This window comes from Peribacillus simplex, from assembly GCF_001542915.1.
GTDB classification, from domain to species: domain Bacteria; phylum Bacillota; class Bacilli; order Bacillales; family DSM-1321; genus Peribacillus; species Peribacillus simplex_B.
The window spans coordinates 42558-55275 of the sequence record NZ_LNNH01000055.1 but is presented as its reverse complement, the minus strand read 5'-3'; the positions used below and the strand labels follow the sequence as shown (position 1 = coordinate 55275).

Genomic DNA, 12718 nt, shown 5'->3' with positions numbered 1-12718 from the left:
GTTTCTTTAGTGTCTTCATCGGTAAAGTGGCTTGTTCACATCAAGGAGAAATCCAAAACAAATTGTCAGGATTAGAGTTACATATTTCTTATTGAAATTATAAAGCTAAAGAGAGATAAGTAGTTGTGGAGGTGATTGACATATCGATAAAAACGAGGTTTCTGTTATCTTACGTCGGAGTAATCCTTTTTTCCATCGCCTTGCTATTGGTCGCTGGGTTTTTAATTATTTTTGCGATAACAGGCGATGCAAACTCGATTGAAAATTTTTACAAAAAATCTTATGTCCAGAAACCATTGACGAATGTGGAAGAAACCGCATTTCTTGATTTAAAGCTTTTGGCCAAACATAAACCTGAACAGCTTCTTAAAGTAGAACAATTGAAGGAAATTAAACAAAAGGACATCGACATCGTCGTCAGAAAAGATTCGAAGATCGAGTTTACTTCGCTTTCCTTTAACTATCAGGTACTGGGCAGGTCTCTCCCGGGATTCGAAGAAACGAACATCAATACGAGGGATACGATTAAAATCGATGATTTTTTTTACACATATGTCAAATTTGATTTTTATTTCTCGGATAAAAGCCAAGGAAGTATTTTTGTGTTGAGAAAGGTGAGTTCCTCTGCCGAGCTGGCTCGGGAGTTATTCCCTATTTTATTCGGGCTATTATTATTTCTATTCATCATGATTATCGGGCTGTTAAACTATTTAGTTTCCAGAAGCATCATCAAACCCATTTCACTTCTTAAGGAAGGGGCCAGTCGGATCAAATCAGGAGATTTAAACTTCGAAATAAAAGCTGCCTCCAATGATGAAATCGGACAATTAAATCGGACATTCGATGAAATGAGAATAAAATTAAAAGAATCCGTTAAGATTCAGCTTCAATATGAAGAAAACAGGAAAGAACTTCTATCCAATATTTCGCATGATTTGAAAACGCCGATTACTTCGATTATCGGATATGTTGAGGGAATACAAGATGGTGTCGCCAATACCCCACGAAAAATGGAAAAGTATTTATCGACTATCCATTTAAAGGCGAAAGACTTGGATTCATTGATCGATGAATTGTTCCTATTCTCCAAGCTGGATTTAAATAAAGAACCATTCACTTTTGAAACTGTGGAAATGAATCAATTTATCGGGGACTACGTGGAAGAATTTCATTTGGATTTCCTTCAACAAGGGACCCGAATTGAATGGAATCAAGTGTATGAACCGATATTTGTGACAGCGGATAGGGAAAAATTAAGACGAGTATTGGCTAATTTAATCAGTAATTGCGTGAAGTATGCGGAGAGGGATAAAGTGAACATTTCCATTGCTTTACATGAAGGGCAAGAAGATGTAGCTGTACAGGTTACGGATAATGGCCAAGGAATAGAACCTTCTGCCCTGCCTTTCATTTTTGATCGCTTTTACCGTGCTGAACAATCCAGGAATTCAGAGACTGGTGGCAGCGGCTTAGGGCTGGCGATTGCCAAACAAATCATACGAGAGCATGAAGGGGATATTTGGGCTACAAGCGAGATGGGAAAGGGCACAAGTGTCTTCTTTACCTTAAAGAAAGGTGAGGAGCCATGAAAAAAATATTACTTATTGAAGATGATGTCAGCATTGCAGAACTGCAGCGGGATTATTTGGAGATTGATGATTTTATAGTCAACATTCAGCATACAGGTGATGCAGGACTTCAGCAGGCCCTTCAAAAAAACTACGATTTAATCATTCTCGATATCATGCTTCCCGGCGTGAACGGGTTTGAGATTTGCAAACAAATACGAGCTGCCAAGGATATACCGATATTGATCGTTTCCGCCAAAAAGGAGGATATCGATAAAATTCGAGGGCTTGGATTAGGCGCTGACGATTATATCACAAAGCCTTTTAGTCCAAGTGAACTGGTTGCTAGAGTGAAAGCGCATTTAGCCCGGTATGATCGATTGGCAGGGAATCATTCCAAAATAAATACGGTTTTCGTTCACGGTATATCGATAGATAAGTCATCGCGTAAAGTTCATATCAATGGCGGGGAAGTGCCTTTCACGACAAAGGAATTCGATTTGTTGCTGTTTCTTGTGATGCACCCGAACCAAGTATTGAGCAAGGAGCAACTATATGAGAGCAATTGGGGAATGGAGTCGGCGGCGGATGTCTCGACTGTCACCGTCCATATTAGAAAATTACGTGAAAAAATCGAAAGAGACCCGGCACATCCTAAATACCTGGAAACGGTTTGGGGTGCCGGGTATCGATTCAATGTATAAATGGTCTTTGCATTACCTGTCACAAAAGTGGCGGTTTTTGGGATGATAAATAAAATTTAAAAAGACGTTAAGATTTTTGGAAATTGCATAGCGGGAGTTAATGATTGGGCGTTAACATCATATGAAACGGATAACAAAGCTCACTAAGTTTATGGGATGCGATCGAACAGGGCTGCGTTTTAAACTTGAGTCAGTTAAGTTACAGCCGAATAGGAGGCACATGCAACGAGCGTTGGAAACGAATGGTGAAAGGGGCGTGTCATGGATGTGGAAGCGGATGGTTGTAATGGCAGGATGTCTTCTCTTGCTTCAAGCATGTGCCCCAGATTCCAAGAAGGATTTGAAAAAACTTGGAAATGAGGAGATGGAAATGAATGAACAGCTTTTTCAAGCTGCAGAAAAGGAAGACACGGAAACGGTAAGCAGGTTGATTGAGGAAGGTGCCGATATCGATTCACAGGATTCAAAAGGGCGGACAGCTACTATGATCGCTACTTATCATAATGATGCTGGGACGGCAAAGGTCCTAATCGCAGCAGGTGCAGACGTCAACATCCAGGATGATTTGAAAAACAATCCTTTCCTTTATGCCGGTGCAGAAGGATACCTTGAAATCCTCAAGGCTGCGATCGATGCAGGCGCTGACCCTGCGCTGACCAACCGATATGGCGGAACTGCACTCATACCTGCTTCGGAACATGGATATGTTCATGTGATCAAGGAACTTTTGACCCAAACTGATATTGATGTAAATCATGTCAATAACCTTGGTTGGACGGCATTATTGGAGGCGATCGTATTGAATGATGGAGGTGAGCAACAACAGCAAACCGTGCAATTGCTGATAGATCATGGTGCTGATGTGAATATAGCCGATCATGATAAGGTGACCCCATTACAGCACGCCCGAATGAAAGGCTTTAAAGACATTGAACGAATGTTGATGAAAAAAGGAGCGCAATAACCACATCAAACGGATCATGATAGATGCAGTCAGTTAGGCCATGACCTGTTCTCGAAATCAAATAATATGAACAAAAGCGTAATGACGCACTGATACTCAAGCAGAATTCACCGGTTCGGCAATCGGGCGTGTTCGAGGCGTGTGAAGGGTCCGGATTGTACAACCGAAAAAAACTGTAGACAAACTCGATTTTCATAGAGTTTGTCTACAGTTTGGAAGGGTCATTTTTATTAAATGGCTCTTTTTGTCTGTCTGTGGGTTAATCGCGACCGCTTGTTGTCCTAGTTTTTTTGACTATTTTCGACGGGCATTTCTTGTTCTGCCCTCAATTTCAATGCTACTAAACTGGCAAAGTCGTGAATGATGGTGGCTGCCAATAGGGAAGTGATTTGGGTTGGGTCATAGGGTGGGAGAACTTCCACCAAGTCGAAACCGATGAAGTTGAATCCGTGCAGGGAGCGAATCAACTCCAATGTTTCAAAACTATTCAATCCTCCAACCTCCAAGGTGCCCGTACCAGGTGCGCACGATGGATCTACGAAATCGATATCAAAGCTCAAGAAACATGGTGTATCCCCAATCGTCTTTTTGACTTCCTTCACGACATCCGCGATTCCCCTTTCCTTCAGTTGAGGCGTTGTTATCACGGTATAGCCCAGATCTGTACTGGAATCAATATCGCCTGGATGATTGAGTGTTCCTCTAATTCCAATTTGGAAAACTTTATCCGACTGCAGCAGCCCTTCCTCATAAGCACGGATGAACGGTGAACCATGCCAATATTTCTCTTCATAATAAGTATCCCACGTGTCAGTATGTGAATCGAAATGGAGAAGCGCCACTGGTCCATGGATTTTTGCGGCAGCTCTTAAATTGGCCAATGTTACGGAGTGATCTCCTCCAATTCCGATTGGGATGATGCCCGCTTTCATCAAGTCTGCCATCGCCGATTCAATTAATTCATAGCTTCGGTGGATATTATGGGGAATCACTGAAACATCCCCAATATCAATCGCATTACACTCGTCAAATGGAAAAACTTTCTGAATGGGATGATAAGGAAACAACGTCATGGATGCCTGACGGACCGCCTGTGGAGCGAACCTTGCTCCTACCCTGAATGAAGCGGCTGTATCAAAGGGCAGGCCAACCACGGCCAATTTGGCATTTTCTCTTGAAGAAGGTAAGCGCATAAATGTTCCAGTGGTACAAAACTCTGGTTTTACATCGGGAGTTAAAGGATATTTCATTTTTTTATTCCTCCATTTTCTAATCATGTTAAGGGTCTGAATACTCGCCATTATCAAATGCAATTAACATGCCAAGTCACCTAAAGCGATTTTCTGCAGATACGTAAACGTTTTTTTATTAGGGAATTATGCATGGGCGAATAATCTATCGGAAAATGAATCGAGATGCAGTAAAAAAACGGAGCCGCGTTTCCCCATGAACGATTGAAATGACACGAATGCTGCTGGAATGCCAGCTATTTACGTTAAATGGCACGATATTTGCATTTAGGTATTCAGGTTGTATTTTTAAAAAAAGGAGGTTTTACCATTTATTTAGGACATGTCAAATCGAATAGTTGAAAGCGGTTTCAAGGAGGGATGATAAGTGGAAAATGATGCGAAACTGAAACGAACGCTAAAATTATGGCAAATTGTTATGATGGGATTGGCCTATATGACTCCTATGGTCGTATTCGATACATTCGGTATCGTATCCGGAATCACCGGGGGACATGTACCGACTGCTTATATCGTTGCATTGGTCGGTATGCTCTTTACCGCCGCAAGCTATGGTAAACTCGTAAAGGTTTTTCCAGCAGCAGGATCGGCGTATACGTATACGCAAAAGGCGATCAACCGGCATTTGGGGTTCCTGGTAGGATGGTCCTCGTTGTTGGACTACCTATTTTTACCGATGGTAAATGCATTATTGACCAAAATTTATCTTACTGCATTATTTCCAGAGGTGCCAACATGGTTATGGGTAGTACTGTTCGTTGCGGTTGTCACGATTCTCAATCTCCGGAGTGTCAATGTATTGGCTAACTTCAATGCCCTTTTTGTTTTGATTCAGATTGCCATCATGACGGTGTTCATCATTCTTGTAATCAGGGGCCTGCATAGTGGAGAAGGGACAGGGGAAGTGTTCACGATCCAGCCCTTCGTCCAGGATGGGATGGACTATTCTGCCATCATCACGGGGGCCACCATTCTTTGTTTTTCCTTTTTAGGGTTTGACGCCGTAACGACACTATCGGAGGAAACGCCAGATCCGAAAAAAACGATTCCCAAAGCGATCTTTTTAACGGCACTATGGGGAGGGGTGATATTCATTATTTCCTCTTTCTTTATCCAGCTTTTTTTTCCTGATATCTCCCGTTTCAAGGAACCGGATGCTGCGTTGCCGGAAATTGCCTTATATGTAGGGGGGAAGCTGTTTCAATCGATTTTCTTATGCACCACCCTTGTCAATACGCTAGCATCGGGACTAGCATCGCATGCCAGCGTATCCCGCCTATTGTATGTTATGGGCCGTGATAAGGTGTTTCCGGAAAAATGGTTTGGCTATATTCATCCTAAGTGGAAAACACCTGCCATCAATGTCCTCATCGTGGGGGGCATTGCCTTGTCGGCATTGTTCTTTGATTTGGTGACGGCTGCGTCACTGATTAATTTTGGTGCATTGATGGCCTTCACTTTTGTAAATCTGTCAGTGATCAGCCATTTTATCATCAAGGAAAAAAAGCATCGAACGATAAAGGGATATTTCCATTACTTAATCATGCCCCTAATCGGGGCCATAGCCATTGGCATACTTTGGATCAATCTTGAGACAAGCTCACTAATCATGGGGGTTGGCTGGTTTTTGGTTGGATTTTGTTATCTGCTGTACATTACCAAGGCATTTCGCACTGCACCGCCTCAATATCAAGTGGAAGAAATTCAGCTATAGACTCTTCGCAAGGAAAATGTCACATGCAAGGACCGGTCGGTTTGCAGAGAAAAGGGGTACGGGATTCTTCCAATTCCGTACCCTTTTGATATGGTCGCCTCGAGTGAAGGGACGGCCTGTATGTGGAAAATGTTGTCCACTATTCTACCTTTACAGGGAACACATACTACACCATGAAAACTAGCAAAAGGCTGCGTATTCATTTCAAGAGGATTTACGGTTCGCTGCAGATGCATGGAAGGCGCTTCACCTATCGAGCCTTGCATTAATGATCTCTTACCTTCTTAGTCGGAGGATTTCTTCACGTGCTTTATGATAATTATCGATGGTTTGTTTGTCGATGCGGTGAAAAACGCTTAAGTAAAGGGCGTCGACCATGTTAAGCTGCATGATCCTCGATGCAATGCTGCCGATTCGCTGATCATGTTCAATGTCAGGAAAGCAAAGCTGTATCGTAGCCAATTTTAATAGAGGAGACTTCGAATAGGCGGTAATGGCAACAATGGGAACGGCGATCTTTTTTGCATAGGAAGCCATTTCCAAAACATCCTTCGTTTTTCCGGATGTTGAAAAAAGGACTAAAGCATCTTCGGAAGAGAAATTGGAAACATAGGAGATCACGGTATGAAAATCCGTGTTCATCCCTGTCGCGACGCCAAGTTTAGCGAATTTATGGCTGGCATCCAATGCAGCTGTAGCGGAGCCGCCGACACCGAAAAAAGCAATCCGTTTTGCCCTGCTTAAGCATTCGACTGCTTTATCAAATTCTTTTTTGTTCAATGTTTGTTCAAGCGAATCCAAGGCAATTTTATTGCTCATCGTTACTTTTTGAAAAAGCTGGTAAGGGGTATCATTTTCACGCAATAAAGAAAGGTCATTAATATTGGCATGGTTTGAACTCAGTTCTTTCACTAAAGTATGTTGAAACGTTTTAAAGCTTTCTATGCCCATCCGTTTACAAAAACGGACAACGCTGGCTTGGGAAACATTGGCGTTACTCGATATTTCAGAAATCGTGTACGTTTGCACCAAATCGGCATGATCCAATATATAGTGGGCTACTTGCCGTTCTGCACGTGACAGGGAATCGGCTTTTTCTTTGATTTTTCGTAATAAAGATGTGCTCATAATTGTCCCCCTTATAAGAGATATCCTATTACATTTATATCACAAATGAAATTTTATTGTGAGTAAATGCAGAGAAAAATGCCATTTGTGAAATTTTATTTCTTAATTTTTCGTTAAATTATTGATATTTTAATTCTTTTTATTTATGATTGTAAAAGATAGAATATTTAAAAAATTAAATATAAGGAGGTGGTAAGTTGAATAGGGCCATTATACTTGTAAGTCATGGCAACTTAGCCTCGGCAATGAAGGAATGTGTGGAGCTGATTACAGGAAAACAAAAACGCCTTTATGCATTGAACATGGGTGCTGACGAAGCATTCGACTCATTTTCAAGCCGTCTGGGAATTTCAGTCGATCAATTGCGGGTCCGCTACAAAGAGATTATCCTACTGGCTGATATTAAAGGCGGTTCCCCATGCAATGCATCTACACTTCAAGTGTTGAAAGATGAAGCTGTACAGGTAATCGCCGGTTTCCATTTAGGTTTAGTGATTGAATGCTGTCTATCACCTGCAAGTCCGAGAGAGTTAATCGCCAATGCCTCCCAAAGCATTAGCCATATAAACTCCGCAATCATTCGAGAATCGTGAAGGAGGTTTGTCATGAGCATTGTTGTTACCCGTATCGATGAAAGGCTTATACATGGACAAGTCGCTTATTCATGGAGCGTTGCTTATCAAGTCACCGAATACCTTGTAGTTGATGATGAAGCGGCGAACGACCCGACCCAAATCTTGCTGCTAAGCATGGCGGTTCCTTCTGGGAAAAAACTTGCCATTCTTTCTGTCGAAGATGCAGTGAGCCATCTCGATGCGCAGCCGGATTCCATGAAAACGTTCATCGTCGTGAAAAGTCCCCATGTTCTCTTATCCCTGATTGAAAAAGGGATTATGCTGCCTTCGATAAATGTAGGCGGCATGTACTATAAAGCTGGTAAACAGGAAATATGTAAAACAGTCTATTTGGACGAAGAAGATAAGGCCGTTTTCCGAAAAATAAAAGATCACGGGATTGCCTGTGAAATCCGAACATCTCCAAGTGACAAATCCATTGATTTATATACGAAAATATAGAGACGGGAAAGGCCGTCAGAACGTAAAGGGGGAGAAAAAGTGGATATTGGCTTCCTGCCAGCCGTTTTGCTGAGCGCTTTTGTTGCGGGTCTCATGACTGAAAACTATGGGTACGGATATTGGATGATCAGCCGTCCGATTTTTGCTGGCCCGTTACTAGGTTTAATGATGGGCGACCTCCAAACAGGTTTGATTGTTGGGGCGAGCGTCGAATTGATGTTCATGGGGGTCTTGCCGATTGGAGGGAGCATCCCCCCAAATGCACAAATTGCAGGACTGATTGGTACCATTTTTGCAGTCAGTGCTGGCGGTAAACCAGAAGTTGGAATTGCCCTGGCCTTGCCAATTGGCATTCTGGCACAGCTTTTGATCATGCTTGCTTGGAACTTCAATATTTTTCTCGTGCATCGTGCTGAAAATGCTCTAAAAGATCTTGATCTAAAGAGGGCAGGACGTCTGCACCTGTCCGGTTTGATCGTTTTTTTCACAGTCATGTTCATCCCGACGTTTTTGGCTATTCAGTTTGGAAGCGACTTTGTAAAGCACCTTGTGGATTCCATGCCTGCGTGGTTTCTGGATGGTTTAAAGGTTTCTGCAGGAATTCTGCCTGCCATAGGAATGGCGATGCTCCTGAAAATGATGAGCTTCAAGAAGTTTTGGTCATTTTTCCTGATTGGATTCGTACTGACGGTTTATTTGGAACTCCCCGTACTATCGATTGCCTTGTTGGGTCTTGGAATCGCCATCAGCATTTCGGTGGTGATGAATAAGGCGGATAACAGTGATATCGCCCTTCCTTCGTCCCAGCGAGATGAAGCGGAAACGGCGATCCTGACAAAAAAGGATTTAATCAGCACCTTTTTCCGTTCCTTCTTCAGCATGACGTCGATAAATTATGAGCGCTATGGCAGTTTAGGTTTTTGTTTTGCGGTAATTCCGGCACTCAAAAGACTTTATGGAGACGATGAGGAATTAAAAGAAGCGATTGTCCGCCATAATGAGTTTTTTAACTGTCACCCATATACTACCAATGCCGTCATCGGTGTGACACTTGCCTTGGAAGAGCAACGGGCACAAGGAAAACCGATCACCTCTGAGACTATTTCTTCAACCAAAGCGGCATTGATGGGACCACTTTCTGGAATTGGTGACTCTGTGTTTAAAGCGACCTTCATGACCATTTTTGCGGCAATTGGCGCTGGCTTGGCGTTGGAGGGAAACCCGATAGGTCCGGTCCTATTCATCGTGCCAAACGTATTGCTAAACATTATCTCCCGCTATTATGGATTGATTTATGGGTACAGGTTTGGAATGAACCTTATCTTGAAAATGAAAGATTCGGATATCCTCAATAAGTTTGTACAGGGGGCAACCATTGTCGGATTAATGGTCACAGGTTCGATGATTGTCCATTTTGTTCAGGTGGGAGTGGCCGCTAAATGGAACTACGCTGGCAAAGAAATCATCTTGCAAGAACTTCTCGATTCGATCTTGCCCGGGCTTTTGCCCCTTCTCTTGACGCTTGGCTTCTTATGGGTTCTGCATAAATATAAGAAGGCAATCTACTGGCTCATCCTTTTTTGCTTTGCTGTCGGTCTAGTTGGAAAATCATTTGGAGTCTTGTAGGTGATAAAGATGGGTAAAAAAAACGTATTGAACAAGATCAAAAATGGATTGATTGTGTCGTGCCAGGCAAGGGTAGGCTGGCCCATGTATGGGGCGAATATCATGGGCGCGTTAAGCAAGGCTGCTGAAAAAGGAGGCGCCGTTGGAATAAGGGCAAACGCGCCTGAAAATATCGAAGCGATCAGGAAGGTAACGACCTTGCCTATCATGGGGATTCACAAACAATGGTTTGATGAAAGCGAGGTTTATATCACTCCGACCTATGAAAGTGCTAAAAGCATCATTGAGGCTGGTGCCAGCATTGTAGCCCTTGATGGCACCCAACGAAGGCGACCTGGGGGTGAAACGCTTGAAAGCATCATAAAAAAAATCAATAGTGACCATCCCAATATTTTAGTGATGGCAGATTGTGCGACTTTTGAAGATGGGCAGATCGCAGAAGAACTGGGAGCGGATATCGTATCAACGACATTGTGTGGATATACGGAGGAAACGAAAAACGTGAAGGAAGTCGATTATGTTCTTATTCATAAACTCTCTTCTGCATGTAATATCCCCATCATTGCTGAAGGTCATATTCACACGAAGGATCATGCTCGAAAAGCCATTGAAAGCGGTGCCTTCGCTGTCGTGGTTGGAACGGCCATTACTCGTCCGGAAATTATCACGAAATGGTTCGTGGATGAATTGAAGCTGCTGGCTGAGAAATAGAAGCTTCCAAAACCGATCTATATGGCGGTGTAGGTCTTCTTCGCACAAATGCAAAGAAAGTTTTCTTAGGTCAAGTGAAAAGGGCGTGCATGCGTGCCCTTTTGTGTTTTTTGCATACATCAGCTGCCAACTAGTCCAATATTTCTACTAAAGTAATCATCCAGATATGGAGTTTGTAAAGTAGCCTATGGATGTCCTGTTCCTTGCAGTTTCATAATATGCAGACCTGAATGGCTTATGAATTCATACATACCCAAGAAAAAGTTACGTTCACCGGCGATGAAGGCAACCTCACGATTTATGGCCGTTTACACAAGTTTTTAAAGCTGGCATGAAAGTTGCTTACTAGTTTAATAAGAATAAAAGTGAGGTGCTAAAATGACAGGCAAAACAAAGCTGATGGAAACCCGTCAAAGTGACAATCCGCTGCAAGAGTTCCAGGATATTTTAAAAGAAGCGGTTCTTGTTTTAGGGTATCCAGATTCTGTATATCAATTTTTGAAAACGCCGATGCGCTTTTTGGAAGTCAGCATTTCCATACAAATGGATAATGGTGAAACGCGGATGTTCCAAGGATACCGTGCCCAGCATAATGATGCGACCGGACCGACGAAAGGCGGGATTCGGTTTCATCCGCAAGTCACACCTGACGAGGTTAAGGCGTTGGCGGGATGGATGAGCTTGAAATGTGGAATTACGGATCTTCCATATGGAGGGGCTAAGGGCGGTATTGTCTGTGATACCAGATTGATGAGTTCGTCTGAGCTAGAACGATTAAGCAGAGGGTACGTCAGGGCAGTCAGCCAGATAGTGGGACCGACGAAGGATATTCCTGCACCGGATATGTATACGAATTCCCAAATCATGGCGTGGATGCTCGATGAGTACGATCATATCAGGGAATTCGATTCACCCGGCTTCATTACCGGTAAGCCGCTGACATTAGGCGGATCGAAGGGACGGGAAACAGCTACCTCCAAGGGCGTGTTATATACCCTTCAAATGGTCTGTGAATTAGAGGGAATTCCCATTGAAGGCTTGCGCGTGATCATCCAGGGATTCGGGAATGTTGGCAGCCATTTGGCAATGTATTTGCATGAATGGGGGGCAAAGGTGGTCGGGATAGCGGATGAGCTTGGGGGAATTTATGACCCAAACGGGTTGGATATTCCGTACCTTTTGGAGAACAGGGACTCTTTCGGTGTCGTCTCCAATTTATTCAACGATTCATTATCGAATTCCGACATATTGGAGAAGGAATGCGATGTGCTGATTCCTGCGGCAATTAGCGGGGTGGTCCATAAAGGAAATGCCGAACGAGTGCAATGTAAAATCTTGATCGAAGCAGCGAACGGGCCGACAACAAAAGAAGCAATCAAAATTCTTGATGAAAAAGAGATTGTTTTGGTACCCGATATTCTGGCCAATTCAGGGGGAGTGATCGTTTCATATTTTGAATGGTGCCAAAACAATCAAGGATATTACTGGACGGAAGAACTTGTGGATGAACGATTGAAGGAAAAGATGGCAGAGAGCTTTTTGAATGTCCATCATACCTCACAAAAATTTTCGGTGAATATGAAAGTTGCTGCTTATATTGAAGGGATACGCAAGATCGCGGAAGCTTCCCGGCTTCGTGGCTGGGTCAGGTACTAAAATGATGAAATAAGATAGGGGGCTATCCATTGAACTTTGACATTCTTTCCGAAAATAAAGAAAATCAAGCGATCCATCATTATTGCCTATTGTCCAAAAATTATCGTTATGATGTGACCATTGTATATTCGGCGCAGTTCTTCGGTAAAGCGATGGTAACCTCCTTGCAAAACGGAAGAATGATCCTGATGTGTGCCGGCGATATTCCTTTGGATCAAAATTGGGTCCAGACGCTTGGCATCGAACAAGAAGATATTCCTGAATTCCAGGATTTTCTTAAGTTAGTCCTGCAATCCCCATTTAATTTGGAACAATACTAAA

12 protein-coding genes are annotated in these 12718 nt (G+C 42.9%); 10 read left to right on the top strand and 2 right to left on the bottom strand.

Translation table 11 applies throughout. The features are described 5' to 3' along the window. Positions 1-140: 140 nt before the first annotated feature. From AS888_RS21910 to AS888_RS21900, 3 genes are all read left to right on the top strand, one after another. The gene (locus AS888_RS21910) at positions 141-1589 is read left to right on the top strand and encodes a sensor histidine kinase (protein ID WP_061144423.1); all 1449 of its coding nucleotides are present in this window, start codon (positions 141-143) and stop codon (positions 1587-1589) included. Next, positions 1586-2272 carry a response regulator transcription factor gene (locus AS888_RS21905; RefSeq protein ID WP_061144207.1) on the top strand — a complete coding sequence of 229 codons (687 nt, stop codon included), beginning with the start codon at positions 1586-1588 and terminating at the stop codon, positions 2270-2272. Before AS888_RS21910 ends, AS888_RS21905 begins: the two co-directional genes overlap by 4 nt. 265 nt (positions 2273-2537) lie before the next feature. Continuing rightward, positions 2538-3236 (top strand): ankyrin repeat domain-containing protein, encoded by a 699-nt coding sequence (locus AS888_RS21900; RefSeq protein ID WP_061144422.1) that lies wholly within the window; start codon positions 2538-2540, stop codon positions 3234-3236. A gap of 281 nt (positions 3237-3517) precedes the next feature. On the opposite strand, the gene speB is transcribed toward AS888_RS21900, so the two are convergent. After that, positions 3518-4486, bottom strand: a complete 969-nt coding sequence (gene speB / locus AS888_RS21895; RefSeq protein ID WP_061144206.1) for an agmatinase — start codon at positions 4484-4486, stop codon at positions 3518-3520. A 418-nt stretch (positions 4487-4904) separates the two neighbouring features. Between speB and AS888_RS21890 the strand changes: the two genes are divergently transcribed. After that, on the top strand, positions 4905-6200 hold the full coding sequence (locus tag AS888_RS21890; protein ID WP_081092575.1) for an APC family permease: 1296 nt from the start codon (positions 4905-4907) through the stop codon (positions 6198-6200). 276 nt (positions 6201-6476) lie between these two features. On the opposite strand, the gene AS888_RS21885 is transcribed toward AS888_RS21890, so the two are convergent. Beyond that, on the bottom strand, positions 6477-7328 hold the full coding sequence (locus tag AS888_RS21885; RefSeq protein ID WP_081092565.1) for a MurR/RpiR family transcriptional regulator: 852 nt from the start codon (positions 7326-7328) through the stop codon (positions 6477-6479). Positions 7329-7525: 197 nt separating this feature from the next. Here AS888_RS21885 and AS888_RS21880 point away from each other — a divergent pair, with 197 nt between their 5' ends. From AS888_RS21880 to AS888_RS21855, 6 genes are all read left to right on the top strand, one after another. After that, the gene (locus tag AS888_RS21880; protein WP_061144203.1) at positions 7526-7921 is read left to right on the top strand and encodes a PTS sugar transporter subunit IIA; all 396 of its coding nucleotides are present in this window, start codon (positions 7526-7528) and stop codon (positions 7919-7921) included. 12 nt (positions 7922-7933) lie between these two features. Beyond that, positions 7934-8404, top strand: a complete 471-nt coding sequence (locus tag AS888_RS21875; protein ID WP_061144202.1) for a PTS sugar transporter subunit IIB — start codon at positions 7934-7936, stop codon at positions 8402-8404. Between the two features lie 39 nt (positions 8405-8443). Then, positions 8444-10030, top strand: a complete 1587-nt coding sequence (locus AS888_RS21870; RefSeq protein ID WP_221408622.1) for a PTS system mannose/fructose/sorbose family transporter subunit IID — start codon at positions 8444-8446, stop codon at positions 10028-10030. A 9-nt stretch (positions 10031-10039) separates the two neighbouring features. After that, the gene (locus tag AS888_RS21865; RefSeq protein WP_061144420.1) at positions 10040-10741 is read left to right on the top strand and encodes an N-acetylmannosamine-6-phosphate 2-epimerase; all 702 of its coding nucleotides are present in this window, start codon (positions 10040-10042) and stop codon (positions 10739-10741) included. 378 nt (positions 10742-11119) lie between these two features. Continuing rightward, complete coding sequence (locus AS888_RS21860) at positions 11120-12397, top strand: Glu/Leu/Phe/Val family dehydrogenase (protein ID WP_061144201.1); 1278 nt, start codon at positions 11120-11122, stop codon at positions 12395-12397. Between the two features lie 29 nt (positions 12398-12426). After that, positions 12427-12717 (top strand): SAV0927 family protein, encoded by a 291-nt coding sequence (locus tag AS888_RS21855; RefSeq protein WP_061144200.1) that lies wholly within the window; start codon positions 12427-12429, stop codon positions 12715-12717. The last annotated feature ends 1 nt before the right edge of the window (position 12718 follow it).

Coding starts and splice junctions, on each gene's coding strand:
- AS888_RS21860 (WP_061144201.1), top strand. CDS start 11,120: ATGACAGGCAAAACAAAGCTGATGGAAACCCGTCAAAGTGACAATCCG.
- AS888_RS21900 (WP_061144422.1), top strand. CDS start 2,538: ATGTGGAAGCGGATGGTTGTAATGGCAGGATGTCTTCTCTTGCTTCAA.
- AS888_RS21875 (WP_061144202.1), top strand. CDS start 7,934: ATGAGCATTGTTGTTACCCGTATCGATGAAAGGCTTATACATGGACAA.
- AS888_RS21885 (WP_081092565.1), bottom strand. CDS start 7,328: ATGAGCACATCTTTATTACGAAAAATCAAAGAAAAAGCCGATTCCCTG.
- AS888_RS21865 (WP_061144420.1), top strand. CDS start 10,040: ATGGGTAAAAAAAACGTATTGAACAAGATCAAAAATGGATTGATTGTG.
- AS888_RS21905 (WP_061144207.1), top strand. CDS start 1,586: ATGAAAAAAATATTACTTATTGAAGATGATGTCAGCATTGCAGAACTG.
- AS888_RS21890 (WP_081092575.1), top strand. CDS start 4,905: ATGATGGGATTGGCCTATATGACTCCTATGGTCGTATTCGATACATTC.
- speB (WP_061144206.1), bottom strand. CDS start 4,486: ATGAAATATCCTTTAACTCCCGATGTAAAACCAGAGTTTTGTACCACT.